At 52.1% G+C, this 26,739-nt stretch carries 30 protein-coding genes; 13 read left to right on the forward strand and 17 right to left on the reverse strand.

Annotated elements, in window-relative coordinates:
* The first annotated feature begins 80 nt into the window (after positions 1 to 80).
* The 5 genes from EKD02_RS01065 to EKD02_RS01085 are packed head-to-tail and all read left to right on the forward strand — an operon-like array spanning position 81 to position 5,267.
* Positions 81 to 2,051, forward strand: a complete 1,971-nt coding sequence (locus tag EKD02_RS01065) for a CoB--CoM heterodisulfide reductase iron-sulfur subunit A family protein (protein ID WP_126383401.1) — start codon at positions 81 to 83, stop codon at positions 2,049 to 2,051.
* Between the two features lie 36 nt (positions 2,052 to 2,087).
* On the forward strand, positions 2,088 to 2,537 hold the full coding sequence (locus EKD02_RS01070; protein WP_011890082.1) for a hydrogenase iron-sulfur subunit: 450 nt from the start codon (positions 2,088 to 2,090) through the stop codon (positions 2,535 to 2,537).
* A 10-nt stretch (positions 2,538 to 2,547) separates the two neighbouring features.
* Complete coding sequence (locus tag EKD02_RS01075) at positions 2,548 to 3,378, forward strand: 4Fe-4S dicluster domain-containing protein (RefSeq protein ID WP_011890081.1); 831 nt, start codon at positions 2,548 to 2,550, stop codon at positions 3,376 to 3,378.
* A gap of 12 nt (positions 3,379 to 3,390) precedes the next feature.
* The gene (locus EKD02_RS01080) at positions 3,391 to 4,404 is read left to right on the forward strand and encodes a 4Fe-4S dicluster domain-containing protein (RefSeq protein ID WP_126383403.1); all 1,014 of its coding nucleotides are present in this window, start codon (positions 3,391 to 3,393) and stop codon (positions 4,402 to 4,404) included.
* Positions 4,405 to 4,451: 47 nt separating this feature from the next.
* Entirely contained in the window at positions 4,452 to 5,267 is an 816-nt protein-coding gene (locus tag EKD02_RS01085; protein WP_126342435.1) for an FAD/NAD(P)-binding protein, read from the forward strand.
* A 5-nt stretch (positions 5,268 to 5,272) separates the two neighbouring features.
* Here EKD02_RS01085 and murB read toward each other — a convergent pair whose 3' ends face one another.
* The 3 genes from murB to EKD02_RS01100 all read right to left on the reverse strand — a co-directional run bounded on the left by murB (position 5,273) and on the right by EKD02_RS01100 (position 7,927).
* Complete coding sequence (murB, locus tag EKD02_RS01090) at positions 5,273 to 6,868, reverse strand: UDP-N-acetylmuramate dehydrogenase (protein WP_126383501.1); 1,596 nt, start codon at positions 6,866 to 6,868, stop codon at positions 5,273 to 5,275.
* 78 nt (positions 6,869 to 6,946) lie between these two features.
* Positions 6,947 to 7,255, reverse strand: a complete 309-nt coding sequence (locus EKD02_RS01095) for a hypothetical protein (RefSeq protein ID WP_049752416.1) — start codon at positions 7,253 to 7,255, stop codon at positions 6,947 to 6,949.
* A gap of 75 nt (positions 7,256 to 7,330) precedes the next feature.
* A complete protein-coding gene (locus tag EKD02_RS01100; RefSeq protein ID WP_126342302.1) occupies positions 7,331 to 7,927 on the reverse strand; it encodes a nitroreductase family protein in 597 nt (198 codons plus the stop codon).
* 160 nt (positions 7,928 to 8,087) lie between these two features.
* Between EKD02_RS01100 and EKD02_RS01105 the strand changes: the two genes are divergently transcribed.
* The 6 genes from EKD02_RS01105 (at position 8,088) to EKD02_RS01130 (ending at position 12,866) form a co-directional block, all read left to right on the forward strand.
* The gene (locus EKD02_RS01105; protein WP_011890075.1) at positions 8,088 to 8,555 is read left to right on the forward strand and encodes a hypothetical protein; all 468 of its coding nucleotides are present in this window, start codon (positions 8,088 to 8,090) and stop codon (positions 8,553 to 8,555) included.
* Positions 8,548 to 9,066 (forward strand): DUF2141 domain-containing protein, encoded by a 519-nt coding sequence (locus EKD02_RS01110; RefSeq protein ID WP_126342304.1) that lies wholly within the window; start codon positions 8,548 to 8,550, stop codon positions 9,064 to 9,066. The genes EKD02_RS01105 and EKD02_RS01110 overlap by 8 nt, the downstream gene beginning before the upstream one ends.
* Complete coding sequence (locus tag EKD02_RS01115) at positions 9,063 to 9,260, forward strand: YnbE family lipoprotein (RefSeq protein ID WP_126342306.1); 198 nt, start codon at positions 9,063 to 9,065, stop codon at positions 9,258 to 9,260. The genes EKD02_RS01110 and EKD02_RS01115 overlap by 4 nt, the downstream gene beginning before the upstream one ends.
* Positions 9,261 to 9,277: 17 nt before the next feature.
* Positions 9,278 to 9,625, forward strand: coding sequence for a YdbL family probable chaperone protein (locus EKD02_RS01120; RefSeq protein ID WP_126342308.1), 348 nt, complete (start codon positions 9,278 to 9,280; stop codon positions 9,623 to 9,625).
* 21 nt (positions 9,626 to 9,646) lie between these two features.
* Positions 9,647 to 11,713, forward strand: coding sequence for an intermembrane phospholipid transport YdbH family protein (locus EKD02_RS01125; protein WP_126383405.1), 2,067 nt, complete (start codon positions 9,647 to 9,649; stop codon positions 11,711 to 11,713).
* A 217-nt stretch (positions 11,714 to 11,930) separates the two neighbouring features.
* Entirely contained in the window at positions 11,931 to 12,866 is a 936-nt protein-coding gene (locus EKD02_RS01130; RefSeq protein ID WP_126383407.1) for a hypothetical protein, read from the forward strand.
* Here EKD02_RS01130 and EKD02_RS01135 read toward each other — a convergent pair.
* Positions 12,851 to 14,191, reverse strand: coding sequence for a BaiN/RdsA family NAD(P)/FAD-dependent oxidoreductase (locus EKD02_RS01135; protein ID WP_126383409.1), 1,341 nt, complete (start codon positions 14,189 to 14,191; stop codon positions 12,851 to 12,853). The genes EKD02_RS01130 and EKD02_RS01135 overlap by 16 nt on opposite strands.
* A gap of 123 nt (positions 14,192 to 14,314) precedes the next feature.
* Between EKD02_RS01135 and EKD02_RS01140 the strand changes: the two genes are divergently transcribed.
* Positions 14,315 to 14,542 (forward strand): hypothetical protein, encoded by a 228-nt coding sequence (locus tag EKD02_RS01140; protein WP_126342316.1) that lies wholly within the window; start codon positions 14,315 to 14,317, stop codon positions 14,540 to 14,542.
* A gap of 92 nt (positions 14,543 to 14,634) precedes the next feature.
* Positions 14,635 to 15,033 carry an SET domain-containing protein-lysine N-methyltransferase gene (locus EKD02_RS01145; protein WP_244924376.1) on the forward strand — a complete coding sequence of 133 codons (399 nt, stop codon included), beginning with the start codon at positions 14,635 to 14,637 and terminating at the stop codon, positions 15,031 to 15,033.
* A gap of 62 nt (positions 15,034 to 15,095) precedes the next feature.
* On the opposite strand, the gene EKD02_RS01150 is transcribed toward EKD02_RS01145, so the two are convergent.
* The 13 genes from EKD02_RS01150 to EKD02_RS01210 form a co-directional block, all read right to left on the reverse strand.
* On the reverse strand, positions 15,096 to 15,560 hold the full coding sequence (locus tag EKD02_RS01150; RefSeq protein WP_126383411.1) for a DUF134 domain-containing protein: 465 nt from the start codon (positions 15,558 to 15,560) through the stop codon (positions 15,096 to 15,098).
* A 19-nt stretch (positions 15,561 to 15,579) separates the two neighbouring features.
* The gene (locus EKD02_RS01155) at positions 15,580 to 16,560 is read right to left on the reverse strand and encodes an SLAC1 anion channel family protein (RefSeq protein WP_011890065.1); all 981 of its coding nucleotides are present in this window, start codon (positions 16,558 to 16,560) and stop codon (positions 15,580 to 15,582) included.
* 52 nt (positions 16,561 to 16,612) lie between these two features.
* The gene (locus EKD02_RS01160; protein WP_041469784.1) at positions 16,613 to 17,020 is read right to left on the reverse strand and encodes an OsmC family protein; all 408 of its coding nucleotides are present in this window, start codon (positions 17,018 to 17,020) and stop codon (positions 16,613 to 16,615) included.
* Between the two features lie 142 nt (positions 17,021 to 17,162).
* The gene (locus EKD02_RS01165; RefSeq protein ID WP_011890063.1) at positions 17,163 to 17,912 is read right to left on the reverse strand and encodes an adenosylcobinamide-GDP ribazoletransferase; all 750 of its coding nucleotides are present in this window, start codon (positions 17,910 to 17,912) and stop codon (positions 17,163 to 17,165) included.
* A 6-nt stretch (positions 17,913 to 17,918) separates the two neighbouring features.
* The gene (gene cobT, locus EKD02_RS01170; RefSeq protein ID WP_126383413.1) at positions 17,919 to 18,983 is read right to left on the reverse strand and encodes a nicotinate-nucleotide--dimethylbenzimidazole phosphoribosyltransferase; all 1,065 of its coding nucleotides are present in this window, start codon (positions 18,981 to 18,983) and stop codon (positions 17,919 to 17,921) included.
* A gap of 10 nt (positions 18,984 to 18,993) precedes the next feature.
* On the reverse strand, positions 18,994 to 19,515 hold the full coding sequence (gene cobU, locus EKD02_RS01175; RefSeq protein ID WP_126383415.1) for a bifunctional adenosylcobinamide kinase/adenosylcobinamide-phosphate guanylyltransferase: 522 nt from the start codon (positions 19,513 to 19,515) through the stop codon (positions 18,994 to 18,996).
* The gene (gene cbiR / locus EKD02_RS01180; protein ID WP_439099345.1) at positions 19,512 to 20,318 is read right to left on the reverse strand and encodes a cobamide remodeling phosphodiesterase CbiR; all 807 of its coding nucleotides are present in this window, start codon (positions 20,316 to 20,318) and stop codon (positions 19,512 to 19,514) included. The genes cobU and cbiR overlap by 4 nt, the downstream gene beginning before the upstream one ends.
* A gap of 8 nt (positions 20,319 to 20,326) precedes the next feature.
* Complete coding sequence (locus tag EKD02_RS01185) at positions 20,327 to 21,589, reverse strand: ABC transporter ATP-binding protein (protein ID WP_185805675.1); 1,263 nt, start codon at positions 21,587 to 21,589, stop codon at positions 20,327 to 20,329.
* Between the two features lie 2 nt (positions 21,590 to 21,591).
* On the reverse strand, positions 21,592 to 22,635 hold the full coding sequence (locus tag EKD02_RS01190; protein WP_126383421.1) for a FecCD family ABC transporter permease: 1,044 nt from the start codon (positions 22,633 to 22,635) through the stop codon (positions 21,592 to 21,594).
* A 1-nt stretch (position 22,636) separates the two neighbouring features.
* Complete coding sequence (locus EKD02_RS01195) at positions 22,637 to 23,176, reverse strand: cob(I)yrinic acid a,c-diamide adenosyltransferase (RefSeq protein WP_126383423.1); 540 nt, start codon at positions 23,174 to 23,176, stop codon at positions 22,637 to 22,639.
* Positions 23,177 to 23,189: 13 nt separating this feature from the next.
* Positions 23,190 to 24,152, reverse strand: a complete 963-nt coding sequence (gene cbiB / locus EKD02_RS01200) for an adenosylcobinamide-phosphate synthase CbiB (protein WP_126383425.1) — start codon at positions 24,150 to 24,152, stop codon at positions 23,190 to 23,192.
* A complete protein-coding gene (gene cobD, locus EKD02_RS01205; protein WP_126342332.1) occupies positions 24,145 to 25,194 on the reverse strand; it encodes a threonine-phosphate decarboxylase CobD in 1,050 nt (349 codons plus the stop codon). The genes cbiB and cobD overlap by 8 nt, the downstream gene beginning before the upstream one ends.
* Complete coding sequence (locus EKD02_RS01210; RefSeq protein WP_126383427.1) at positions 25,191 to 26,708, reverse strand: cobyric acid synthase; 1,518 nt, start codon at positions 26,706 to 26,708, stop codon at positions 25,191 to 25,193. The genes cobD and EKD02_RS01210 overlap by 4 nt, the downstream gene beginning before the upstream one ends.
* Positions 26,709 to 26,739 lie beyond the last annotated feature (31 nt).

The following is a 26,739-nucleotide window of genomic DNA, read 5'->3' on the forward strand; positions in this document are numbered from 1 at the left end:
ATGATCAAATAGCAGATAGGGAACTATGCTCCATTGATTCGTATGCCTTATGCACGCCCATAAAAAACGACTGAAATCCAATGGCAAAAATAGGAGTATTCGTCTGTCACTGCGGTGAGAACATTGCCGCAAAAGTCGATTGCACAAAACTGGTTGCAGCCATGGAGAGCCACCCCGGCGTAGCCATTGCCCATGAATACAAGTATTTCTGTTCTGAACCCGGACAGGAAAGCATCAAAAAGGCAGTTACCGGGCATGGACTAACGGGTGTAATAGTTGCAGCCTGCTCTCCAAGAATGCACGAAGCCACCTTCCGCACGGCATGTGCCGAGGCCGGTCTCAACCCTTACCTTTGTGAGATAGCCAATATCCGCGAACAATGCTCATGGGTCCACAGTGATGGAGAACAGGCAACCCGGAAGGCTATTGAGATCACCCGCTCCCTTGTTGAAAAGGTAAAGCGCAACAACGAACTCCAGCCTATTGAGGTGCCAGTGACCAGAAGAGCGCTTGTTATAGGAGGCGGAATTGCAGGCATACAGGCAGCGCTTGACATTGCAAACGCCGGAGGAGATGTTGTTCTTGTTGAGCGCGAGGCTTCACTTGGCGGTCACATGGCTCAGCTATCTGAAACCTTCCCGACCCTGGATTGTTCACAGTGCATCATGACGCCAAGAATGGTTGAGGCTGCCCGACACCCTAAAATCCGCCTGCTCACCTATTCGGAAATCGAAAAAGTTGAAGGCTTTATCGGCAATTTCAATGTCACCGTTCGCCAAAAAGCCCGTTATGTTGACATGAACCTCTGCACGGGATGCGGTGAGTGTATCATTAAATGCCCGGCAAAAAAAATTTCGGGAGAATTTGACTGCGGGCTGGCAAACCGTACGGCAATCTATACTCCCTTTGCACAGGCTGTTCCCAATAAACCCGTCATAGACAGCGGGCACTGCATCTACTTTAAAAACGGAAAGTGCAAGGCATGCCAGAGAGTATGCCCGACAGGGGCAATCAACTTTGACATGGAAGATGAGCTGGTTGAACTTGAAATAGGCGCCATTGTGGTGGCTACCGGTTTTCAGGTACAGAATACAGCTCTCTATGGAGAGTATGGCTATGGCCGCTACCCTGATGTTCTCACAGGACTTCAGTTTGAACGGCTTGCCTCTGCAAGCGGCCCGACAGGGGGCAAGATTCAGCGCCCTTCGGACGGCAAAGAGCCGGAAACAATCGTTTTCATTCAGTGCGCCGGATCGCGCGACCCATCCAAGGGAATACCCTACTGTTCAAAAATATGCTGCATGTACACTGCAAAGCATGCCATGCTTTATCACCATAAGAACCACGATGGCAACAGCCGCATTTTCTATATGGATATCCGCGCTGCAGGCAAGGGCTATGACGAATTCACCCGTCGGGCAATTGAGGAGGATGGGGCAGGGTATGTTCGTGGCAGAGTAAGCAAACTCTGGCAGGAGAATGGAAAACTGATGGTTCGTGGTGCAGATACTCTGCTGGGCCGCCCGGTTGAGGTTGCCGCAGACATGGTGGTGCTGGCCACGGCAATGGTTCCACAGTCTGATTCGAAAGAGCTTGGCAAAACCCTCGGCATCGGTTATGATGAATACGGCTTTTTCAATGAAGCACATCTGAAACTCCGCCCCGTTGAAACTGCCACTGCCGGCATTTTCCTTGCCGGAGCCTGCCAGTCACCCAAAGATATTCCTGATTCTGTTGCCCAGGCCTCCGCCTGCGCTTCAAAAGTGCTGGCACTTTTCAGCCGCGAAAAACTTGAGAGGGAACCTGTCATTGCACAGAACAATGAGGCAACCTGTTCCGGTTGCTGGGGATGCGTGCTTGCCTGTCCTTACAACGCAATAGAGAAAAAAGACCTTACCGACCGTGCCGGCAACCTCATACGGCGGGTAGCATCGGTCAATGCAGGGCTCTGCCAGGGTTGCGGCACCTGTGTCACCTTCTGTCGTTCCAACAGCATCGACCTTGCAGGCTTTACAGAAAAGCAGATTTTTGCCGAAGTGATGGGACTCTGATCCTCTCACCCTGACGCCAACAGTCAAATCATCATTATGAGCGAACCCTTCGAGCCTAAAATAGTTGCCTTTGTCTGCACCTACTGTACATATGCGGGCGCAGATCTTGCAGGCACAAGCCGTCTGAAATATCCACCAAATGTGCGCATTGTCCGACTTCCCTGCACCGGCAGAATCAGCCCTATGTTCATTCTCAAAGCCTTTCAGAAAGGGGCAGACGGCGTGCTGGTCAGCGGGTGCCATCCCGGCGACTGCCATTTCGACCATGGGAATTACCATGCCCGTCGGCGCTGGACCGCCTTCAACGCCCTCCTGCAGTTTACAGGGGTGCCTGAAGAACGGGTCAAGTTCTCCTGGATCAGCGCAGCTGAGGGGATTAAATTCGCCGAACTTATTGAGAGCATCACCGAAGAAATCCGCACAGCGGGACCATTTGAACAGTATCACAAGCTGATTGCGGAAACCGGGTCTGCAGCTTCAGTCTAAACATATTTTCATGAGCATTCAGGAACAATACAGGTCACGAGCCAAGGAACTCCTCCGGGAGGGTACAGTAAAAATGGTGATCGGCTACGGCGCGGGAACAACGCCTCTCCGCCGCAGGCCCATTTTCATAACCAGCCCCGACGATGCTGACCGGCTTGTGCTCGACGCTGCCTGCAGAACTAACCTTGCCGGCTATCTTCTACGCGAAGGCCTTCTTGCTGATCAGAAAAGCGTTGCCGTTTTCCTTACGCCCGATGGCGTTCGGACCATCAACATTCTTGCGGCCGAGTCGCAGCTTGCAACGGAGCAGGTTATCGTTCTCGGGTTTCAAATTGATGGGGAGAATGCCAGACAGCTCGAAGGAACAAGGGTTGCCGATTTTTCAGGAATCATTGCCGAGAGAAAGAAAAAACGCAAGGAACAGCCATCACACGAAGTAGCCCGGAAACTCGAACAGATGACTTCCGTTGAACGATTCTCATTCTGGGAAGGCGAGTTTTCGCGCTGCATCAAATGTTACGCATGCCGTGCCGCATGCCCGATGTGCTGGTGCCGACGATGCGTTGTTGACAACAACCAGCCGCAGTGGGTAAACACATCCTCCCATACGCTCGGGAATCTGGAATGGAATCTTGTTCGCGCGTTTCACCTTGCAGGCCGCTGTGTGGAATGTGGCAACTGCAGTGAAGCATGCCCCGTCAATATTCCGCTCCACCTGCTCAATCGCAGGATGACTGAAGAGGTACTCACAGCGTTCGACTATTATCCCGGCGCCGACGAACATCAGGAACCGGTACTCGCCAGTTTCAGAAAAGACGACCCTGAGACTTTCATTCTCTAAGTACTCATACGCATGACAAAAATACTCTACGCCAACGACCTCACTGCCTGCTTCTCACTATGGAGAAAGGAGGGGATGAGGGTATTGGGCCCCGTATCCAAAGCCAAAACATCTGGTTTCGGCGAAGTTCAGGACGCACATGAGCTTGACCTCAACCTTGTTCTGACAGCCCGGACGCTCAAGGAGCTTTTTTTTCCGAGAACCGAACCGATGTTCAGTTACAGTATTGGCAAACAGAAAATTGAAACAGGCGAATTTCTGCCTTCAGAAAATGCATGCATCATTTTTGGCGCCCGTCCTTGTGACGCAGCCGGCATGGCGATTGATGATGAACTCTTCAACTGGGACTACCGGGATGAATACTGGTTCCGGCGCAGAGACCGTTCGGTCATCATAACCATTGCCTGTAAAGAGTCGGACGACTTCTGCATGTGCACTTCACTCGGCCTTGCGCCCGACAGTGCGAAGGGCTCCGATGTCCTTCTCCGCCCACTTGCCTCCGGCAATGGGTGGAGGGTGGAGGAACTGACCCCGAAAGGCGGTAAAGCGCTTCAGCCCATAGCCTCACTTCTGAAAGAGGGCTCAGAGGCGGCTGCCCCGACGGCAGAAGTCCCTCTACTCTTTGACCTTGAAGCCTGCACCACCTGGCTTGCCGACCCGGAAAATTTTGAGAGTCACTTCTGGAAAGAGATTTCCGAACGATGCATAGGGTGCGGAACCTGTACCTATCTCTGCCCTACCTGCCACTGCTTCGACATTCAGGACGAGGGCGATACCTATGAAGGCATACGCCGGAAAAACTGGGACAGCTGTTCTTTCCAGCTCTTCACAATGCACACCTCCGGCCACAACCCCCGCGCCACGCAGTCGGCCCGCTGGCGTCAGCGAATCATGCATAAATTCAACTATTTTTCCGACAAATTCAGCGTCAACAGCTGTACCGGATGTGGCAGATGTACCAGAGAGTGCCCCGTCGACATGGGGGTCAGAGAAACTTTACAAGCGATATCAACACTACAGAAGTGACAGACACCATTATTGCAGCCCAGAACAACATCTACAGGCCGGCGGTCATGAAAATCGCCGCAACCCGGAACGAAGCCCCCGGGGTAAAAACTTTACGCCTGGAGTTTCAGGACACGGCCGATCAGGAAAAATTTGCAGCTGCCTACCGAACCGGAATGTTCGGTCTTTACGGCATCTATGGCGAAGGCGAGAGCACTTTCTGCGTTGCCAGCCCAGAAACAAGGAAGGACTATATTGAGTGTACTTTCAGGCAATCCGGACGCGTCACCACAGCCCTTGCCGCTGCTGAAGAAGGCGACCGTATCACCTTCAGGGGTCCGTACGGAAATCGCTTCCCGATAGAGGAGTTCCATGGCAAAAACCTGCTCTTCATTGCCGGCGGCATTGCCCTTCCGCCTACCCGGAGCGTCATCTGGTCGTGCCTTGACCAACGCGAGAAATTCGGGAAAATTACAATTGTCTACGGAGCTCGGACCGTTGCGGACCTTGTCTACAAGCAGGAACTCGATGAATGGGCAGAGCGGGAAGATGTTGAACTGGTCCTGACAGTTGATCCCGGTGGCGAGTCACCCGACTGGAAACACCATGTAGGTTTCGTCCCCGCAATCCTTGAAGAGGCAGCTCCCGCTCCAGGCAACTGCGTTGCAGTACTCTGCGGCCCGCCAATCATGATCAAATTCACCCTTGCCTCTCTCAAAAAGCTTGGTTTCGAGGAGGCCAATGTCTATACCACACTTGAGAACCGCATGAAATGCGGTGTTGGAAAATGTGGACGATGCAATGTAGGCAGTGTGTATGTCTGCAAAGAAGGGCCTGTCTTTACCGCTGAAGAGGTTTCAGCAATGCCGGCAGCAGATTTGTAGAGCCATCAGGAAAGGGCTATGCTGAAAAACCTTTCCGGGCAGTGAAAATCGGCAGGAACAGGGGCGTTGTGCCAGGAGGGAAAGAGGTCGGTCGTGCCCCCTTCAATTGAGGATGCGCACTGAAGCGACAGAACGCCGTCGCCAATGCCGTCAAAGAATTTTTCCAGCAGTGAGAAAGAAAACGACATTCCGAAACTTCCTTCCAGCGTATGAAGCCGGAGACCATCAACCCACGGCTCTGGAGTGAGCACCTCATAACCCTCAGCCCTCTTCCTCGCTCCATCAAAAGCAAGGGCAACCCACTGCCCCGCCGGAGTCATTTCAAACTCAAGATAGCGCCCCTCATCCTTTCCGTTTCCAATAAAGAGTTCACTCACACCGTAATTCCAGAGCCCATCAATGAATGCACCGCGAGGCGCCTCGGGCACTGGTAAAAAAACATGCTCTCCCGGCTTCAGCGCTGTGCTCCATGAAAGAAAGGGTTTATCGGGCTGTAACCGTGCCTCATGAAGTGAAATCAGCTGCGTTACGGAAACCCTTGCCGCAGAAGCAAGGGGGCCTTCAATGAGAATGCGCGGAAAAGCAGCCGTCGCGTGCTTGATTCCACTGACCCCATTGGGATAAAGAAGAAGCCCTGACCACCCTTTTGAGGAATCATCACGGTCAACCTGGTAGGGCGAACCGCAGGCATCAAGAAGATTGCGGGGGAAAAGTCCTGTACACTCAACCTCAAGCTCCAGCTTCACGCCGGCCTCTTTCAAGGCAGCAGATCGCATATTGCCAGCAATCTTGAGCACATCGCATGCCGATGCTCCCCCGGTATTGAAAATGAAGTTGGCATGGTGTTCTCCAACAACAGCTCCACCCTCACGGGCACCGCTGAACCCAAGCTCTTCAAAAATCATTCCGCTCGGCTTTCCGCACTCATGGTTGTTTTTGAATGTGGAGCCGCAGCTCGGGAAATCGAAGTGGCGTTTCCGAAGCCGTTCAGACTCATGGTCAAGCATTTCCGCACCAATAGCATCAGGATCAGCTTTGCCCGGAAACCGCAGCATGACTCCAGTAACAATTTCACCGGTATGCATCAGGGATGTATGCTTGTAACCAAGAAACACCTCTTCAGGACGACGCATTACAAGTGATCCCTCAAGGGTCAGCACCTGAACCGCTGAAGCAACGGAAGATATCTCTCCACCAAAACAGCGGGAGTTCATCCGAACCGTTCCGCCGATTCTCCCCGGCAGACGATACAGCCATGCCGCTCCGGCAATGCCGAGGCGCTGCATTGTTTCAGCGACCACCGTATTTTCGACACCAGCTTCAAAGAAAAACTCCAGCTCAGAAACCTGCCGGAACTGCAGCATTCGTTCTGTTGAAAGAATGACGCCGGGAAAGTTGATGTCGGAAAAAAGCATATTGCTCCCCAAACCCAGCATGGCAAGAGGCATTCCTTCACTTCGGACCCAGGAGACAAGTTTTCCCAGTTCAGCAACCGAAGAAGGCGTGCAGAAAAAACGCACATCCCCCCCAATGCCATAATAGGCCTTCTCGCTGATGGGGAAATCGCGAAAACAATGACAGGGAGGAGTAATGGGAACCATAACCATTTTGGCAAATGACACAACACGGAAACTCAAGCGAAACATAACCAAACTGGCGTCTTTCACAAAAAAGACCCACTACTCACCTTCACCTACCGGCTCCATTGATGTTGAGAGAAATCCCCTTCCAAAGGCAAAATAAACATAGAGCGGCTCCTCGTTGCGAATCACATCAACAACTGATGAAAACATATGCGATGGAAGGTGCATGTACACAACCCCTTCCTTCTCGGAATCATTTTCATAAATCATACCCGCATCACAGAACCGTAGACACGCACTCATGCGTCCTTCATCGTCATACAACAAAATCATGGAACGGCTTGAAGCGTATCCTTCAGGACCCCCATAAAAGAGGATATGGTACTTCTCAATCTTTACCGTCATGGTCAACCTCCTGTTGTCAGTCATTAAGTAGATTTGCGACACAAGCAAGCAGCACTGTAGCGGTACTGCAAGGCCTCAGAACACGAGCACCCTCTCTTCAAGCGGAATAAAAGACTTCTCGCCAGGCCATTCCACCACGGAGCCGAAAACCAGCTGTGAACGAAGCTGCCATGATTGAGGAAGACTCCATTCTTCACGGACGACCTCATCAATCAGAGGGTTGTAGTGTTGAAGAGAAGCTCCGTACCCCTCATTTTCCAATGCCGTCCAAACCACGAACTGCAGCATTCCCGAGGCCTCCAGCGAAAACTCAGGGAATTTGTCTGCATAGAGGGAATAACGCGACATCAAGTCTTCAACCACAGCCCTGTCTTCAAAAAACAGCACTGTCGCAGCTCCCCGCCTGAAGCCATCTATCTTTTTTGCGGTTGCAGCAAAATCATTCTCGTTTACAATTCCCTGAAGGACCTCCAGCACCAGATCCCACAGTCGTCTGTGCGATTCCTCAAACAGAATAACAGCTCTTGCGCTCTGTGAATTGAAAGTTGAGGGAACATGTTTGACAGCATGCCGCACTATCTCCGTTACCCGCTCCCTTCCTGTAAGAATATCTCCTCCTATCGCATAGACGCTCCGCCTGTGCTCTACCGCTTCAAGAAAATTCTTCTTCATGGCAGCTGCAGTATCAAAAGATTGCTGAATTCCTTTTATCCACTAATAGTAATAACTCCCCCGCAGGCCTGGTCGTTCCATCACGCCTGTTGAGTTATCTGTAAAAATCCCTACCTTGTCAATAAGCTTTATTCTCCTTGTAACCATATGTATCTCAACTATGTCAGAAACCGCTGCACGGCAGGTCAATTTTGTTCTTGCCGGAATCACGACCGATCGATGTGAACTTTCAGACACCGCCCCTCTTGCGCAACAACCAGTCAAAATCAATGCCGGACTGAATTTTGGCATTGACAGCACGAAAAAGCTTCTCAAAGTTCTTTTCAGGAATGTTTTTCTTCAGGACGAAATCCCCTTTATCACCATTGAAGCCGGCTGTATTTTTGCCATTGATGAGGAGTCCTGGAACAATTTCATCAATGAGGAGAAAAGGCTGTTCACCCTGCCAAAACCTTTTGCCGGACATCTGGCACAGATGACAGCCGGAACTGCCCGGGGGATTCTGCATGCTAAAACCCAAAACACCCCCCTGAACCGTTTTATGATTCCCGCAACCAATGTTGAGGAGATGATCCGTGAGCATGTTGTCCTCAGCCTTGAACAACACGAGAACAATGGCCATGAATAAAATACTTCTCACTGCAGCACTGCTGCTTTCATCCCCCCTGGTGATGGCGGATGCTCCGCAGCCGGACAGCAGGGCCGTAACCGGCGAGACCTGCCGCATAACAGTTCGTGTAGCTGAACTGCATCAGCCGGAAGGACTTCTGGGCGTCGCACTCTACACAACAAAGAAAGGATTCCCCGACAAGCCGGAACGGGCATGGCAGTCAACAGTCAAGAAGCTTGACGGAAAACAGCCGGTTTTCGTTTTCGACAATATCCCCTACGGAACCTACGCCGTCAGTGTGCTCCACGATAAAAACAGCAACGGGAAAATGGACAAGACCTTCATCGGCATACCCAAAGAAGGGTTTGGCGTATCCAATAATCCCAAAATCAAATACGGCCCTCCCAGTTTCAGTGAGGCTGAATTCAGTGTAAAGGGAAAAAAGGTTGAATTGATTGTGGCCATGAACTATTTTAATAAAGACAAGGGAACTGAAAACAGCAGCATTGAGCAAAAGGAACTCCAATGAAACAGCAGCGTACCGCACTCTTTGCCATTCTCGTGGCAGGACTGTTCATGACCGGCTGCAATCCGACTGTCCGTGTTGAAGCTCCGGACAAACCGATTGTGATCAACATGAACATAAAGATCGACCATGAAATCCGGGTCAAAGTCGACAAGGAACTTGATTCGCTTCTTGACACCAAACAGGGATTATTCTAAACAGGAGGAACAGGGTGATGAAAAGATTACAGACTATATTTGTCCGCTTGAGCGCAATAATGCTTCTGGTTGTTGCCATGACGGCATCGGCATCTGCACTTGATCTTGATGCCGCACGGGCCAAAGGCCTTGCAGGAGAGGTTGACAACGGGCTCCTGGCTGTGCCTCCCGGTGCATCGAATGAAGCGGAACCCGTCATTGCTGCAATAAACAACCAGCGGAGGGCAGAGTATGCCAAAATTGCCGCCCAGAACAATCTCGGGCTTCAAGTTGTCGGAACCATGATGTTTCAGAAAATATACCCTCGACTTCCGGCAGGAACCTGGGTTCAGATACAGGGCACCTGGAAACAGAAGGCTCCCTGATCGCCCGCAAATGTTTCAACAGTGAAATGGGCCGGAAGAATTATTATTGCTCTGCTGCTGCTGTCGGTCATGGTAGTGACGGCAGCATGGCTTGCGTTTCCGATGTATGCCCCCGCACTTCTTCGAGGGGCGCTGCATGGCCCGTCACACACTATTGAGCTGAATGGACTCGGCAGGCCGGGACCCGGCGGAATTGGATTTACATCCATAACGGCCACAATTACTACCCCACCCGGCCCCTGCTCCCCTGACTCGCCTCCTTCCATATACAGAGCCTCACTCGGCAAAGGGAGAATTGGATGGAAGCTGAACCTTTCCTCACTGTTCGCTTCAGCCTTACTCAACGCCGATCTCTCGTTACAATCAGACTCCCTTGCCGTTCAGCCAGAATCGGGACAATTTGTTTTTACTGACCGCAATCCGGCTCTTTCAGCAACCCTTGCCGTTGCCCTTCAAAGAGGAGCTGCCCCAACCCTGACGCCAACATCTCTCTCCTACTCCATAGATGATGCTTCGCTACAGAGCGGTGCATTATCGGCAAAGGAGATACATTTCCCGCTGCTGTTGAACCCTCAAAAAGGGCTGACCCCAAGAGGAGGAACAATCCGTATCGGCAGTATCCAGAGCGGCCCGGACAGATTGCCTGTCGCCAACATTTCAGCCTCATTTCCTCTCCGGGCCGACAGCCTGCAGCCTTGCACAATCTCACTCCTTGATTGTTCAGCAGACCTGTTCGGCATGAACGCCTCGCTCGACACCCTGACCTACAATATGAAACAGGGCATGGCGGCCGGCACCCTTTCCCTGACAGACATCAACATTGGAGAACTGCCCGGACTCAAACGCACAGAGGGCGAATTGCCATTTGCCACCGGAACATTTCAAGGAACAATTCCCTTCGTCTACAGAGACACAACAGTGACTCTGAGAAACGCATCCCTTTCAGCCGGACCCAATACCCGTCTTTCATACTATAACCGTGAGAACAAAGAGTGGCTCACCATAGAACTCAATGAAGGCGTGTTCCTTCAGAACCTCAATGCAGCTGCCTCAGTCAGCCCCGACAAAGGAGTTGGCCTCAGCGCCCTTTCAGCCTCGTTGCTTGGAGGAACATTCAGCGCTTCCCCATCCCGTCACAACAGTGCCACTGCAGAAACTTCACTCGTTTTTACCCTCAAAAATGTCAATGCTCTTGAAACGGTTCATTTTCATGGTGATTTCGGTGGAAAGCTGATCGGCAGCGTGAACGGCACCATTCCCCTCGCCTTGACACCAAACGGACCAGTCATTAGAAACGCGCGACTTCGTTCGGATGGTGGAGGAACAATCACCATCCGTGACCCCCAAACCGGTGAGGCCTCGTATGCTTTCAGTAAACCTGCAGCTGTCCTGACACGCCACCCAGGCGGAGCCACAGTCATTGACTTCAGCTCACAGGAGCTCAAACGAACAGCCGGAGGAGGAGAACTGCTGATAAGCCATCCGGCAGGCAGAGCCCGTTTATTCTTCAACCCCGACAACCCGGACATCATCACCCTCTCAAATTTCAGCGCCGGTTTTTTCAATTCCACCATGAGCATTGCGCGTATGGACTATGACATGGCAACAGGAAACGGAGAAACTTCAATTCATTTCAGCAGCCTCCCTCTCCAGAAACTGCTTGACATGCAGGGAACAAAAAAAGTCTATGCCACCGGAACACTCTCAGGCAGTATTCCTGTAACAATGGAAAACAAGACCTTTGCCATACGGGACGGAGGTATGAATGCCGAGCAGAATGGCCAGATCATCTACGCAACAACACCTGAAGAGCGCGCTGCTGCGAATCCCGGTCTGAGAATCACCTATGATGCACTGACTAATTTTCTTTACCGCGACCTCACCTCAACCATAGACATGGAACCCGATGGTCAATCTGAAATTGCGCTGCACCTGAAAGGCAGAAACCCCGACTACCAAAATGGCCGTCCGATAGAAATCAACCTCACCATACGCCAGAACCTTCTGGATCTTATGCGAAGTCTCAGCATTTCCTCATCAATAGAGCAGGTCATCTCCGAAAAAGCTCTTCAGCAGCGCACCCAATAGAGGCCATCCATTTCCTACCATTCCGTCGCCACCCCCTCAAAAGCTACCTTCGGGTAGCTTTTTTCAAGGCAGCTGGCACAAAAGCCTCCCGCTAAGAACCTATAATTAAACAGCTTGCGAAATCACGCGATTTCGGCACGGTTGTTGCATAATCGTCGTATGCCCCCTTTGCTTAGTCGGGATCGTTCAACGCCAAACAGAGAAAACAAGGACTACCATGGCAACAAAACCCACACCATATGGAGAGCTTTCGGGCTTTACATTCAAGGAACTGGCCTCAAATAGTAAAATGGACGGCGGCTTCATGACAGAGTACAACGAGCTGCAGTCGCCTCTGGGAAACCTTGTTCCGCAATATGAAGCCGAAGATATGGGCCGCAGAAGCGTGAAGCCCGTCTGTTTTTACAAGGACGGCTCGCTTAAATCACTCCCCCTTCAGTCGCAGACCATGCTTGAAACTCCGGCAGGTCCCATGCCTGCAGAACTTGTCACCTTTTACCGGAGCGGTGCCGTCAAAAGAATCTTCCCGCTCGACGGGAAACTGAGTGGTTTCTGGTCATGGGAGAACGAGTTCAAGCTGGCGGTCAAGAGCACTCTGGCAACACCATCCGGACCTATTACTGCAAAAATAATTGCAGCTCAGTTTTACGAAAGCGGTTCTCTGAAAAGCATAACGCTCTGGCCTGGACAGAGCATCATCCTCAACACGCCTCTCGGAAGTTTCAGCGCCAGAATAGGTGTTGCCTTTTATGAAAACGGGAGCGTCCGTTCTTTTGAACCACTGAAAAAAATAGAGCTTCCAACGCCAATAGGCACAATAACCGCCTATGACAATGAGCCTAATGGCATCCATGGCGACATCAACTCCGTGCAGTTTGGCGAGGATGGTTCCATAACCGCACTCAGTACTGTTGACTATGCTATTGCTGCATATACTGACGGAGACGCCGCTCCCCTTCTCCTGCGGCCCGGGGTAAAAAACAATGTCTGCGGTGATGAACGGAAAGTAAGTGTGCCCATGCGCATTAGGTTTGAGGGCACAGTGGTCACAGTTGAAGGAAAAACTCCGCAGTCCTTTGATAGTGCAGGAATACGAATGGAGGTCCAGAAAAACACAGCACCAGCTTCCGACCCGATTTACTCCTGCAGCTGAGAGACGGCGGAAGAGCCGGCAAGCCATCCGGTGGAAAAGGCGGCCTGAAGATTGAAGCCGCCGATTTCACCGGCATAATCCAGAATTTCCCCGCAAAGATAGAGCCCGGGAACAACTCTCGACTCCATGGTTTTCGGATTTACTTCCCGAAGCACTACCCCTCCCGCCGACACCTCTCCCTGTTCAAGCGGCACCCGCCCCACTTCACCCAGAGGGAAATTCTTCAGAACCCGGAGCATACTTTTCCTCCCGATTTTTGAAAGCGAGCTCCAGGTAACATCCTCTTCAATCCCGGCATGCTTCATGATAAAGGGAACCAATGCGCTGGGTATGGTTCCATGTGGAGCAGCATCCACAAATCTTCCTGGAGGTGCAATCGGGCACATCTGCAGAAATTTCCTGATCATCTGCGCCCCCTTCTCTTTGGCCTGGCGAAGCAGTTCCCCTTCCAGTGCGGTAACCGGAAGATCAGGGAAAAGATCTGCCACAACTGAACATTTCCCCTCATGTGACAGAAGCAGTGCCGCATCTCGCGAAAGGGAAAGTGCTGCCGGACCGCTGAGCCCTTTATGGGTAAAGAGTACATCCCCCCTGCGAGAGGCCTCTCCGGACACAGAGGAAACCCTCAGTCCTACACTTCGAAGTGAAATTCCTGCCAATGCAGGTGAAGGGGGACGAACCAGATAAAGCGGGGCAAGGGCAGGAGAAGAAGCTGCAAGCGTATGACCCAGAGAACGGGCTATCCGGAGACCGTCGCCCGTTGTTCCAGTCTGGGGCCAGGAAACGCCCCCTGTAGCCAATACAAGGTGCTTTGAACAAAGGGTCCCGTGGGTATCAAACAAGAGCTCGAACTGCCCATCCCGATGAAACACCTTCTTGACCCTGGAAGAAAATTGAACACGGACAGCAAAGTCATCAAGCAGTGAACCAAAAGCCTCGGCAACAGCCGGCCCGTTTCCATCAACAGGAAACACTTTCCCATCCTCACGCGCTCTGGTTTCCAGCCCTTTTCGCGCAAGCAGCTCAAGAGTGTCTGAGTTTGTGAATGAAAACAAAGCCGAGCGGAGAAACCTTTCCTCGGCCTTGGTGAAAAACCCCTGCCGCAGAAGATCAGCGGGAGTGCCTTCATGGGTGATATTGCATTTCCCTCCCCCCGATATCCTTATTTTCTCTCCCAGGCGGCAATTTCGTTCAACAATGACAATACTGAAATCTCCCCTTTTTAGCCCAAGGCTGTCAGCAGTTTCACGGGCCGCGATTGCCGCAGCCATTCCGGACGCACCGCCGCCGATTATGACAAGAGAAACAGGAGAACTGTTCGGCATGAATAACTCAGAAAAAAAGGTTCAACCGCACGGCTGCAGGGAAAAACTGAAACTTATTGTATCTTAAACATACTCATAAACAGTGCAGAACCCGAATCATCAACCTTAATCATATCTACATCCATGGCAAACGAAGCAGAAAACAACGGCACCGGAGTATTTTTTGATCTCTTTCAAAGTGTTGGCAACATGGGACAGGGGGCAATTGACATTGCCGGTGATGCAGTAAATAACGGCATGGAGATCGCAAGCTCTGCCCTCAAAGCGTCGGGCAACATTGCTACCGGTGTCGTTAACGCCTATATCAGCGTCATTGACAGCGTCTCTGCTGCCATCACGCCTAAAAAGTAAGTACCGACTTCTTCTCTGTAATCGGGACAGTGACTGCCGGCTCAAAAGGGCCGGCAGTCCTGTTTTCCGGACCACCGGCAACTCTCCAACTTATGACAGAAGTATCGTTCATCACTCTGGCCGTCACTCTTGTTGCGACCCTGGCCATTGGAACCACACTTGTGACAACCATTTTCCGCAGGAAAAATCGACCAGAAGGAAAGGTCCGCATTAAGCCCTCCCCTATCGCCGGCAGAGGAGCATTTGCGGCACAAAACATCAAATCCGGTGAGATCATCGAGCGCTGTCCAGCACTTGAGGTCAACCATACCGACATCGGAGGCGAACTGCTCAACTATGTCTTCTACGGAAATTCAGAGAATTCGCGACTGGTGGTGATGGGCAACGGGATGCTCTTCAACCACTCCTTTGAACCGAATGTGGCTTACTATCTTGACGAAACCCCGTCAGGAAAAGAGCTGGTACTCTATGCACTCAGTGAAGTGAACTAGGGGGAAGAGATGTTCTACAACTATGGGGAGGACTGGTGGGCAACACGAAGCGGAAAAGACGGTTAAGTGTCAACGCTTGAGCTTCTCCCCTTTCGGACAAGCGCCCCGCCACATTGAGGACACAGCTCTATCCGGCATGGGATGCCATCAAGATGAGGATTTTCATAACCGCAGCCCAGACAGACGCAACTTTCGGGCCCGGAGGTACCAAACGGACCGGAATGAGCCTCAACATGACCACCCGCAATACAGATTGATTTCCCTTCAACAATCGCTTCAGCTACCTTTTTATGAGCCGATTCAATAATTCTGCCAAAGGTCTGCCGCGAAATCCTCATGCGAGCTGCTGCATCAGCCTGATAGAGGCCCATTTTATCACCGAGCCTTAGTGCCTCAAGCTCATCAACCGAAATCACCACACTCTCAAGCCTTGAGGGGGAAACCCCCTCAGGATTGAAGCAGGTGACTTTCGGAAGATCCTCAACACAACGGCAACGGACCGGCCTCCCGGCTCTGATGTTTTTCATTGCAGGCAATTTCTGCCGCTCAGTCTTCAACACAGATTTCACCTCGTACCACCGCCATCAGTGTCCGAATCAGCAGCACCACAATAATGAGTATGAGAAATCCGAGTTCAAAAATCGCAATGCTCTTGAAAAACGGATTCATTGTCAGGTGGTACATCAGAAGCGTTGCAAGGGCCTTGGCTGCCACCGGGAATGAATAGGCCCACCATGAAAGGTAAAAATTGATTTTTGAGAGCATGGGAAGCTGAAACAGTACCAGCACAAACATGAAGAGCGAGAAATAATAAAGGATGCGGGCAAAGGCATCAAGCTCACCGCCGCCAAGCTTTACATACGCAATGAAGCCGATGGCAGGGGGAGCGAAAAGAATGAAGAGAGTAGGCAGCAGACGGTCTGGAATGGATGCGTGGAAAATCATCCGGTACATGACAATGGTAAACAGCGCGATCCAAAAAATTATACCCACCGCAAAGAAAAACCAGGAAACTTCAATAAAGCCATGTTTTACGCCGGCGATAGGGACTATAATGGCGCCAACAATTGGAATGAACCAACCGGGAGTCATATGCTCAATCTTGAAATGCGACTGATTGATCCAGCTGGAAATAATGAACACAGAGGCAAGAAGTTGAAGCACCACACCAGTTACCCACAGATAGTAGGAAACCTGCATACTGCGATCAAGATAGACAACGCTGAGGACAAGGCAGATTTTAGCTATAAGAGGAAAGAAGTTGACCTTGACCGGGTGGTTCCACTCCTTGACTATGGTATCGGGATGAGTTACTGCTTTTACCAGATAGACAAGACTGACAAGGCCGAAAAGGGCGAGAGTGAAATACAGAAGCCAGGCGTTTGCTGGTTCCAGCACTGGAAAAAGTCCGCTGCCTTTCTGGATGGCAAGAGTAAAACCTGCCATACCAAGAATGATGGCAAAAAATGTAATGTGAAAATTACGCAGCCGTAATGGCTGTTCTTCATATCCTGCTTGAGTAGTCATGTCTGAAGGATGGTGAATGTGAGGGGTTGATGTTGATGGAAAAAGTGGTCGTTCAGCCTTCTGCGATTGTGGCCGCAACTTCAAAAACAGGAGGGTCGAGAATGTGCTTTTTCACTGCGCAGAGATTGGCTGCAGAAATGACGGCAGTCCGATATTTTGCAGGGAAATCAGAGGGAAGATCTATGGAAAGAGAAATTTTGCCTACTCCTGTCCCGTCCTCCCGGGGTTCGTGCGACTGCACAATACGGATATTGTCGGTTGGAATCCCCCGCTGCTCACAGAACAGAAAAACATAGATTCCGGCACAGGTGCCGATTGAAGCGAGAAAAAGCGCAAACGGCTCTGGTGCTGAACCCTCACCTCCGCCATTGACCGACTGGTCTGTCTGGATAGTGAATCCGCGGTAACTGGCGTTTACTTTTTTACCGCCGCCAAAGGAGATGACCATATTGTCGCCCATAGCCGTACACTTCAGATAAAATTAAGAGAAAGTAACGGCATATGCCGTGCTGATGGGCAAATTATAAGCATATGCTCATAAGCAACCAAATAACCGATGAAAAATCACAAAATAAAAGAGGTCGGCGGGAGCTGTGGAACTTTCAGAATGCAGTGAAAGCAACGCCGGCTGCAAGCCAGACGAACAGCTCCGTGACTTCACTCACCGCGCCCAGAACATCGCCCGTTATGCCGCCAATTTTTTTCATGCTCAAAAAACCGATGAGCGCGGCTGCAGTCAATGCCGCACCGAAGAGGAGGAAGAGCAAAAACGGGTCACGATAAAAGAAAGGAAGAGTCATCATCAACGAGAGAGCCAGGGCCACTGCTGCATGAGTTCGGCCAGCACCCCCGACAAAACCTGAAGCCGTTCCCCCTTCCTTCCGGGCATACGGAAGCGATGCGGCCAGCAGCACCTGCGACAACCGACCAAGCAGCACACCAGAGGCAATAAGGGCGAACGCACCATGTTCGGTAAGCCTGAGAATCGCAACCCACTTCAACAGCATGAGAGAGAGAAGGGCAAGTGCACCAAAAGAACCGACAGTGGGATCTTTCATGATGGAGAGTGTCCTCTCACGGTCACCTCCGCCCCAGAAGCCGTCAGCCATATCGGCCAGGCCGTCAGCATGCATCCCACGGCTTACAATAAAACCGCCCACAACCACCACAGCAGAGGCAAGCTCACTCCAGCCAATGCTGAGCGGGAGCCAGGCGCAGGCGGCGAGAAGGGTGCCAAGAAATGCGCCGACAACTGGAAACCAGTAGAGGGAACTGCTGAAATTCTCCGCATCTTTTCCGGGAACAGAAAAAATGGTAAGCGTTCGTATTGCCGAAACCAGTCCACTCAGCATCTCCTCTTACTCCCCTTCCTTTTCGCTGACACTGGCCGAGCTGAATGTTGCCATTTCATTATACATTTTAACGGCAGCCTCAATCATCTGCATTGCAAGTGCTGCGCCTGTTCCCTCGCCAAGACGAAGATCAAGGTCAAGAATCGGGCGTGCCCCGAGTGCCTGCATCACAGCTCTGTGCCCCTGCTCGTTTGAAAGATGGCTGAAAAAAAGATAGTCAGCCACAACCGGGCAGAGTTTCATGGCCACAACAGCTCCGGCTGAGGAAATAAATCCGTCAACTACAACAGGAACCCGGCAAGCCGCGGCACCAAGAATGAATCCTGCAATGCCGGCAATTTCATACCCTCCAAGAGCAGCCAGCGTACCCAGCGGAGTAGTGCACAGCCCGGAATTTACCCCGACAGCCCTCTTTATGACCTCTTTTTTATGCTGAAGGCGTTCATCATCAATTCCTGTCCCCCGCCCGGTAATACCATCAACCGGAACCCCGAGAAGAACTGAATACAAAGCTGCGGCAGGCGTTGTGTTGGCAATTCCCATTTCACCCGTGCCCAAGAGATGGTACCCCTCAGCATGAGCCTCTGCAGCCAGTGCCGCACCGGCCAGGATGGCCCCAATCGCTTCATTTTCACTCATGGCCGGTCCCGCAGCAATGTTGCCGGTACCTTTGGCAACCTTTCTTTTCACCAATACCGGATGGTCTGGAAAGTCATGATTCACACCCATGTCAACCACTGCAAGATCAGCCCCGACATGACGGGCAAACACATTGATGGCAGCCCCGCCCGAAAGCATAGTGTACACCATCTGCGGCGTCACCTCCGAAGGAAACGCTGAAACCCCTTCTCTGGCAACACCATGGTCGCCGGCAAAACAGCAGATCTTTTTCCGATTGATGACTGGTGAAAGGGATGCTGTTGCCTGAACAAAGCGCAAGGCAATCTCCTCAAGGCGCCCAAGGCTTCCCTGAGGCTTGGTCAAGTCATCAAGATGAGCCTGAGCCGCCCCGGAAAGGGAATGGTCAGCAGGACTGACGGCAGCAATCAAAGCCAGAAACTTTTCCTTCATGGGAAATAACCTATTTAAGTTGGATTGGAAGACCGCTGCACAAAAGATAGGCCTCCGTAGCGGCTGCTGCCACTTTCTGGTTGACTCTTCCGGCAAGGTCACGAAACTTTCGCGCCATTGCATTCTCAGGCACTATGCCCATGCCAACCTCGTTGGATACGAGAACGATTGTGCAGGGAGGGCTCTCAAGCACACTCAGCAGAGCTGCAGTCTCTTTCTCAATCATCTCTTTCGACTCATCACCAAACCGGTGCATGAGGTTGCCGGTCCAGACCGTCAGGCAGTCCACAAGCACTACTTCTGTACCTGCCGGGATCTCCCTCAGTGCACCTGCGAGGTTGACAGGCTCCTCAACAGTTGTAAATCCTGTACCCCGCTCATCACGGTGTTTCTGTATCCGCTCCTCCATTTCCAGGTCAAACGCCTGAGCCGTTGCCAGAAAAACCCGGGATTGAAACCTGAGAGCAAGATTGAGTGCAAATGAGCTTTTCCCGCTTCTCGCCCCACCGGTCACAAACACCACCCTTTTCATAACCCCCTCCTTCTTTCATGCATCAGGTCAGATGACGAGTTGAAATCATCGAGTGAGAATATTTCCATTGTAAACACCCTGTCCGGATCAGGACTTGCCTGTAAAGCTGCCAGCACGCTGTCCATAGCAGAAGACGGGTAAAAGTCGAGCGAGTTATGATCTTTCCCCTCACGCACCCCATGAATATGGATCACTTTGGTACGATGGAGATACTCCTTGAGATGATCCTCCAATGGAAATCCGTATAACTCAAGATGACCAACATCAAGAGTCACCGAAAGACCGAGGTCATCAACAACCGGCCAGATAAAGACATAGGGATAATTGAGAGTCTCTACTGCAAACTCCGAAGCGCTGGCTTCTGAAGTTTTAAGGAGCTGGTTGATGGACTGCCAGAAAAGGTCGCTGAAACGGGCAACACCATCTTCCGAAAAGAGATTGATATCTACACCCAGGCCCGCTTCAGCATGGGTGACAAAGGCTGATACCGGCAACGGGCGCGTCAGCTCAATAATCTTTCGGCACTTCTCTACCGACTTGAGCCGTTCAGTCCTATCAGAATGGCCCAGATAGGCATCAAGCGGAAGATGAACTGAATACGACAGCCCATATTCATCGGCAATATCCGAAAGTCTGCCTATATCGTCCCGGCAGGGAAGATTGCTGAATTCGTCCGACTCAAAAAGAACGAGCTCTATGTCGTCAACCCGATCTTTGAGAAATTCCACATTGGGAATGATTTCATCGGGAATAATGTATGAAGTTGTTCCAAAGCGAAAAGGGAAGGCGTGGGTTGATGCCATTGCTGTCATTATTTCTGGTTTTCATGAAGTACGGTCAGCAGCTCGTGCAGGCTCTCCCACTCAACAGCACCGTCATTGAAAAGAGCCTCGACTTTTTGGGTGGCAAGCTTTCCGGAGGTGTAGTCGCGGCCGGAAATACCGTTTGCAATATAGACCCTCCGCCCCTGCTTCAGTGCCTCAGCCGCCAGGTCAAGGTTGACAAGGTTACCGGCTCCAAAGGGAACATGACTCACAATAACAGCATCCGCTGCTTCGCTCAGCCGCCCGGCTCTCTGAAGAGCCGGTGCCCCTATGGGTGAAAAAGGCTGATCAAACACAGCCTCAATGTTCAGTGCTCTGGCAGCCTCCGCATCAGAGTCAAGCAGGTTGAGCACTCCGGCCGTCACACGGTGCCCCTCAAGCAGCAACCGCCGGAACAACTCTATTCCGCTCCCCCCTCCGGCAATAACATGCACCCTGCAGCCTGTTGGCGACGAACGCTTTTGACCCTCAATCGGCCCGGAAACCTGCAATGCCCCGGTATAGAGATCCTGACGAACCTGAAGATCACAGTTATAGACGCCGCTGAGGAGATCAGCCTTGAGAACATCCTTCGGTATACCGGCAGCCCTGATTGCTCCATCCTGCATCAGGATAAGCCTATCGGATATTGCAGCGGAGAGTGAAAGATCATGGCTGACAAGAAGAATTGTTAACTGCTCTTCGCGGTTCAGCTTCAGAAGAATCTGCAGGACCTCGTTGCGATGGTTTATATCGAGATGAGAAATGGATTCGTCAAGCATGATGAGTTTCGGCTCCTGGGCAAGCACCATTGCAAGGGCGACCCGCTGCTGCTCTCCCCCGCTCAACTCACCGAAAAACCTATCGCGCATGGCGAGCACATCCGTGTAAATCATTGCTCGTTCAACAAGATCATGATCGGATGATGTTGCCGGTCGGAACAGCCCCATCGAAGCAACCCGTCCGTTGGTTACAATCTGCTCCACAGTAAACGCCATGGGCGACTCAAGCTTCTGGGGAACAATTCCCAATAGAGCGGCCCGCTCACGGGGGGGGAGATGGGAGACATCCCTGCCGAACAGCTCCACTTTGCCTTCCAGCGGCTTAATGAAAGCCGCTGCTGTTTTAAGAAGCGTACTTTTCCCACTGCCATTCGGCCCTATAAGAGAGACTAACTCCCCCGCCTTCAGCGAAAAGCTCACACTGTCGAGCACTTTGTGGTGCCTGTATCCGGCGGATACATCCAGGAATGTCAAGGCGTTCTCTGCCATCTTCATGCTATCCAGGCCTGTTTCATCCGCCGCTGCAGAATGAGAAGGAAAAAAGGTCCCCCAACAAGAGCAGTCACAACACCAACAGGTATTTCAACAGGGGCAAGAATGGTGCGCGCCACCGCATCGCAGATGACAAGAAACACTCCTCCCCCCAAGGCGGCAAGAGGGAGCAGACGACGGTGATCAGGGCCAAAAGAAGCGCGCATCACATGCGGAACAATAAGCCCTACAAACCCGATCATTCCCGACAGCGACACCGCGGTTGCCGCAAGAAGGGTAGAAAACAGCAGTCCGACAATAATCACAACCCCTGCATTGATACCCTGATAATGAGCCATTTCACGGCCAAGCACAAGCGCGTTCAATCGGGATGAGAGTACCCAGCACCCCGCAAGTCCACCAACAATCAGCAGTGCTGAAAACTGCTGCTGTGCAGTTGAGGCCGGCTGAAGGCTGCCGAGCATCCACCAGATCACATTGTGCATGCCATCAACACTGGCAGTGGACACAAGAAACATGATGATGCTGGAGCATATGGCACTGACAATAACACCGCTCAGAATAAGACTGTAGACCGAAGGCTGACCAGCTGAACCCTGACTGGCAATACCATAAACAAGCAAAAGCGTCAAAACGGCAGACACAAATGCCACAACGGGAAGACTCAACGGAAGCGCAAGGCTCGCGCCAGCAAGAATGCTTACGGTTGCGCCAAGTCCCGCACCGCCACTCACCCCGAGCACATAGGGCTCAGCAAGCGGGTTGCGAAGCAATGCCTGAAACACCACACCTGAAGCCGCAAGAGCCGCACCGGTCATCATCCCCATCAGCATCCTGCTGAAACGAAGGGAGGCAATGGCGCTTCCCACCGGTGAATCAAGATCCGGAAATCCGATCCCGGAAGGGCCAAGCATTAGTGAAACAATCAGCAGAAGAGGCACAGCAAGGAGAAACAGGACAAGCCGGAGACGCTGCAGCGGAGGCTTCTTTTTTGTAAAGCGGTTGTCTGCACAGACTGCAACTCTTTGCTGCGTCGATGCCATATCAGTTTTCAACACCCTTCTCTGCCGGGATTCCCTGCTGATATCCATGCTTGAGCATTTTCATTTCAGAAGCGGTATCAGCAATCTCAAGAAGCACCTGTGGGGCATTTCTGCCAGTCATGACAACTATTTTACCGCTTCCGCAGCTGCGGAGTGCATCAAGAAGCGGCTCAACGGGCATCAGCTCATTGGCAAGCGCAAAACATACCTCATCAAGAAGCACAAAATCATACTGAGGATTTCCAAGCGCCTCAATTGCGGCCCGCAGTCCCTCAGCTGCAGCTTCGCGATGCTCCTCCATCACAGGACTCTTCCGGTCACGGGGAAGAAAGCCCCGGCCAAACTGCTCCCAACTGACCTCAGGCAACTTGCTGAAAAACTTCTGTTCTCCAACAGCACTGTCTGATTTTACAAACTGTATGACCCTTGCCCGCATCCCATGGCCAAGAGCTCTCGACATCATGCCGAAAGCCGCCGTGCTTTTGCCTTTCCCATCACCGGTAAAAAGAAGAATCCGGCATCCGCTATGTTCTGTTTCCATTATCCTGGTCAACTTATGTTACGATTAACAAGTCGACAGCCACACTGAATGCGAGACCGCCTCCAATAAAAAACCATGCCGTACGCTTCATCAGCCCTACAGCCGAACGAAGCGTATCGGGCGAACATTTCTCCTCTTCAACGCCCAGCATAGGAGCATGCTTCACTACGCCGCTGTAACTCCTCGCACCGCCAAACCTAACGCCAAGAGCACCGGCAAAAGCGGCCTCGGGGAATCCTGCATTGGGGCTTTCATGAAGCCCTGCACCCTTATTCACAGCTTTAAAGATATCAAAAACCCTCATTTTTCCGGCCATTGCCCCTAAAGCAACAGCCAGAACAGTAAGGCGTGCAGGGAGATAATTAAGCAGATCGTCAAACCTGGCCGATGCCCAGCCAAACTCCCTGTATCGATCATTCTTATACCCGAACGATGAATCCAGCGTACTGGCCGCCTTGAACACCACCGCCCCCACAGGCCCGAACAGAAACGCGTAGAACATTGGTGCCGTGACCCCGTCCACTGTATTCTCCGCAACGCTTTCAGCAGCCGCAAGCACTACCCCCTCCGTATCAAGCTCCTCCGTATCCCGCCCCACCATCCACGACACCTTCCGGCGGGCCTCAACAAGATCACCGTTAAGAAGAGGAGTCAGAACTGCAAGGGCATGGCGTTCAAGATCACGGGTGGCAAAACAGCTCCACAAAATGAGCACACTCACAAAAGTGCCTGCATAAGGATGGAGTGCCGAAGCAGCGGCAATCATAAGCCAGGCGGCCGCACCCGAAATTCCAACAAGCAGCAGAGCCACTGCAATGCCTGAAATCCTCAATGGCAGAGGTGAGAGACGGAAAATGGATTCAAGTTTTGCAGCCAGCCACCCCATCCCCCTTACGGGGTGAGGGAAGCGGCGCGGATCACCAAGAAGAAGATCCAGAAGAAATGCCGCGAACACAAGCAAGGCCCCCTCAATCATCTGAGGCCTCCCGCAGCGCCGCAATAAGCCGGCTGTTTTCTTCCGGCCACCGCACTGCAAAGCGGAACCACTCCCCTTCCAGCCCACGGAAATTCCTGCAATCACGCACCGGCATGCCCTGCTCCTTTAAACGAGCCAACAGATGGTCAAGTGGGCCATCCCACCGGGCAAGAAAGAAATTGGCGACACCGCCGAACAGGCGCATACATTCAATTGAAGCACCCTCACGCCAGATCCGTTCCCGCTCCAACCCTGCCAGCTGGCGAACTGACTCCTCCCATTCCAGACACCCCGAAAGACGGCCGGCAACCCTTTCAGCAACCGCATTCACCGTCCACGGCTCCTTGTGCTCCAGCAGCCGCCCGATCACATCAGGATGAGCAATCACAGCTCCAAGCCTCAATCCGGGAAGCGCATAGAACTTCGTCAACGAATGGACAACCACCACATTCCTGAATGCCAGAACTTCACGCATCAGCGAATTTGAAGGGAAATCGGCCGTAAACTGAATGAACGCCTCATCAACAAGAAACCACTTGTCAGGAAACCGGCTCGCAAGCGCAAGCACAACAGCAGGCGCAAGCCTGGTTCCCGTAGGATTGTTGGGATTGGCAGCAAAGAATGCATCAACATTTTCCACCCTGTCCACAAGCTCCTGAAATTCCGGCATCGCAAACCCGTTTTCCTCCTTCAACTCAACCACAGAAACCTCAGCTCCAGCTATTCGGCAAGCCCTCTCGTACTCAAAAAATGAAGGCGCCGGAACAAGCACATGGCGCAATCCCAAAGCTCGCGGAAGCAGATATATCCCCTCAGCAGCTCCATTGGTTCCAAGAACCGAGCCCGGCTCAAGAGCGAAACGCTCCACATAAAAATCCCTGATACCGCCGCCATCAATTGAAGGGTAGGCTATCAAATCCCTCTCCTCCATAACCAAAGGCCCAAGAGGCGGAAACAATGGGCTGATATTCACACTGAAATCAGTCACTTCGACGCCGCCAGAGGACGCACCGCCATGAGTATGATGATAGAGGTTGCTCAATTTTTCACCTCCGGAACCGGCTGACCGGCAAGCGCAAACACCTTTCCCAGATCAAGATGGCGGGAGAAATGCTCTGCAAGCATATCGTATTTCCCGTCAAGCTCGCTGCGGCGGTTCGTCGCTGCAGCCACTGAAGCATATCCCCCTCCAGCCCTGCGAAGAAGCATGGAGCGAAGCCCGGGTTCATCAAAAACACCATGGAAATAGGTGCCTATAACCCGTTCATCCACGCTTACTACTCCATCAGTATCCTCAACCCCGACACCATTTCTCCCGGTAACATGGAGGAACGGCGTACATGCGCCCGAAACGGCAGTACGGCCCATGTGAATTTCATAACCCGAAGCCCTCGCACCACCCTCAACAGCACGACCGACAGAATTTGAAAGATATTTCTCCCGTTCCAGTTCAGTGGCCACCGGCAGCAGTCCCAATGCACTGCTCCGGCCCGGCTCACCCTCAAGCCCGTAAGGGTCTGCAATACTCTCTCCCAGCATCTGGAAGCCTCCGCAAATGCCCATAATAAGTCCACCCCGCCGGCGGAACTTCATAATCTCCTCCTCCCAGCCCATGGAACGAAGCCAGTCAAGGTCACCGCGCACATTCTTCGAGCCTGGAAGCACCAGCATATGGTAGCCATCAAGCGATCGGGGATAATGAAGGTAATGGAGATCAACACCGGAATCCTCTTCAAGAGGGGAAAGGTCCGTAAAATTGGATATATGGGGGAAATAGATGACTGCAACGCCAATCTTTCCAGAAGCAGGCCCGGCGGTAGGGTCAACTTTGGCCGAAAGCGGGACAGCATCCTCTGCGTCAATCGTAAACCCCCTGAAATAGGGAATAACACCAAGCACAGGAATGCCCGCCATCTTCTCAATCATCTCCATTCCATCCCTGAACAGTTCAATATCACCACGGAACCGGTTGATGATAACCCCTTTCACAAGCAAGCGATCCTCAGGAGGGATGACAGAGAGCGTACCCACCACCTGGGCGAACACCCCTCCACGATCAATATCAGCCACAAGAATGACAGAAGCTCCCGCTTCACGCGCCGTTCGGAAGTTCACGAAGTCGCGTTCATACAGATTCATCTCTGCACACGAACCCGCACCCTCAATTACCAGAAGCTCATGCTTCTCCATCAGCCGGTGCAGGCTCTCGAATGCTGCCGCCGCCCATTTCGAGGTGTCCCTGAAATACCCCTTCGCACTCTCGGTCGAGGATACCTTTCCCTGAAGCACAACCTGAGCGCCCGTATCGGTATTGGGTTTCAACAGCACCGGGTTCATATCGGCAGTCGGCGCAACACGGGCCGCCTCAGCCTGAACAATCTGCGCCCTGCCCATCTCCAACCCGTCCGGCGTCACACCCGAATTGTTCGACATGTTCTGCGCCTTGAAGGGCGCAACATCAATGCCCGCATTTCGGAATATCCTGCAGAGCGCTGTAGCAACAATGCTCTTGCCAACATCGGAGGCTGTGCCGAGAACGGCAATTGCGTTACACATCTGAGAACCTCTCACTATAAAAACTGATGAA

Source organism: Chlorobium phaeovibrioides, assembly GCF_003968655.1.
Classification (GTDB): Bacteria; Bacteroidota; Chlorobiia; order Chlorobiales; family Chlorobiaceae; genus Chlorobium; species Chlorobium phaeovibrioides.

Excerpts from the sequence above, each read along its gene's own strand:
- EKD02_RS01065 (WP_126383401.1), top strand. The coding sequence starts at position 81 with ATGGCAAAAATAGGAGTATTCGTCTGTCACTGCGGTGAGAACATTGCC.
- EKD02_RS01070 (WP_011890082.1), top strand. The coding sequence starts at position 2,088 with ATGAGCGAACCCTTCGAGCCTAAAATAGTTGCCTTTGTCTGCACCTAC.
- EKD02_RS01075 (WP_011890081.1), top strand. The coding sequence starts at position 2,548 with ATGAGCATTCAGGAACAATACAGGTCACGAGCCAAGGAACTCCTCCGG.
- EKD02_RS01080 (WP_126383403.1), top strand. The coding sequence starts at position 3,391 with ATGACAAAAATACTCTACGCCAACGACCTCACTGCCTGCTTCTCACTA.
- EKD02_RS01085 (WP_126342435.1), top strand. The coding sequence starts at position 4,452 with ATGAAAATCGCCGCAACCCGGAACGAAGCCCCCGGGGTAAAAACTTTA.
- murB (WP_126383501.1), bottom strand. The coding sequence starts at position 6,868 with ATGGTTCCCATTACTCCTCCCTGTCATTGTTTTCGCGATTTCCCCATC.
- EKD02_RS01095 (WP_049752416.1), bottom strand. The coding sequence starts at position 7,255 with ATGACGGTAAAGATTGAGAAGTACCATATCCTCTTTTATGGGGGTCCT.
- EKD02_RS01100 (WP_126342302.1), bottom strand. The coding sequence starts at position 7,927 with ATGAAGAAGAATTTTCTTGAAGCGGTAGAGCACAGGCGGAGCGTCTAT.
- EKD02_RS01105 (WP_011890075.1), top strand. The coding sequence starts at position 8,088 with ATGTCAGAAACCGCTGCACGGCAGGTCAATTTTGTTCTTGCCGGAATC.
- EKD02_RS01110 (WP_126342304.1), top strand. The coding sequence starts at position 8,548 with ATGAATAAAATACTTCTCACTGCAGCACTGCTGCTTTCATCCCCCCTG.
- EKD02_RS01115 (WP_126342306.1), top strand. The coding sequence starts at position 9,063 with ATGAAACAGCAGCGTACCGCACTCTTTGCCATTCTCGTGGCAGGACTG.
- EKD02_RS01120 (WP_126342308.1), top strand. The coding sequence starts at position 9,278 with ATGAAAAGATTACAGACTATATTTGTCCGCTTGAGCGCAATAATGCTT.
- EKD02_RS01130 (WP_126383407.1), top strand. The coding sequence starts at position 11,931 with ATGGCAACAAAACCCACACCATATGGAGAGCTTTCGGGCTTTACATTC.
- EKD02_RS01135 (WP_126383409.1), bottom strand. The coding sequence starts at position 14,191 with ATGCCGAACAGTTCTCCTGTTTCTCTTGTCATAATCGGCGGCGGTGCG.
- EKD02_RS01140 (WP_126342316.1), top strand. The coding sequence starts at position 14,315 with ATGGCAAACGAAGCAGAAAACAACGGCACCGGAGTATTTTTTGATCTC.
- EKD02_RS01145 (WP_244924376.1), top strand. The coding sequence starts at position 14,635 with ATGACAGAAGTATCGTTCATCACTCTGGCCGTCACTCTTGTTGCGACC.
- EKD02_RS01150 (WP_126383411.1), bottom strand. The coding sequence starts at position 15,560 with ATGAAAAACATCAGAGCCGGGAGGCCGGTCCGTTGCCGTTGTGTTGAG.
- EKD02_RS01155 (WP_011890065.1), bottom strand. The coding sequence starts at position 16,560 with ATGACTACTCAAGCAGGATATGAAGAACAGCCATTACGGCTGCGTAAT.
- EKD02_RS01160 (WP_041469784.1), bottom strand. The coding sequence starts at position 17,020 with ATGGGCGACAATATGGTCATCTCCTTTGGCGGCGGTAAAAAAGTAAAC.
- EKD02_RS01165 (WP_011890063.1), bottom strand. The coding sequence starts at position 17,912 with ATGCTGAGTGGACTGGTTTCGGCAATACGAACGCTTACCATTTTTTCT.
- cobT (WP_126383413.1), bottom strand. The coding sequence starts at position 18,983 with ATGAAGGAAAAGTTTCTGGCTTTGATTGCTGCCGTCAGTCCTGCTGAC.
- cobU (WP_126383415.1), bottom strand. The coding sequence starts at position 19,515 with ATGAAAAGGGTGGTGTTTGTGACCGGTGGGGCGAGAAGCGGGAAAAGC.
- cbiR (WP_439099345.1), bottom strand. The coding sequence starts at position 20,318 with ATGGCATCAACCCACGCCTTCCCTTTTCGCTTTGGAACAACTTCATAC.
- EKD02_RS01185 (WP_185805675.1), bottom strand. The coding sequence starts at position 21,589 with ATGGCAGAGAACGCCTTGACATTCCTGGATGTATCCGCCGGATACAGG.
- EKD02_RS01190 (WP_126383421.1), bottom strand. The coding sequence starts at position 22,635 with ATGGCATCGACGCAGCAAAGAGTTGCAGTCTGTGCAGACAACCGCTTT.
- EKD02_RS01195 (WP_126383423.1), bottom strand. The coding sequence starts at position 23,176 with ATGGAAACAGAACATAGCGGATGCCGGATTCTTCTTTTTACCGGTGAT.
- cbiB (WP_126383425.1), bottom strand. The coding sequence starts at position 24,152 with ATGATTGAGGGGGCCTTGCTTGTGTTCGCGGCATTTCTTCTGGATCTT.
- EKD02_RS01210 (WP_126383427.1), bottom strand. The coding sequence starts at position 26,708 with ATGTGTAACGCAATTGCCGTTCTCGGCACAGCCTCCGATGTTGGCAAG.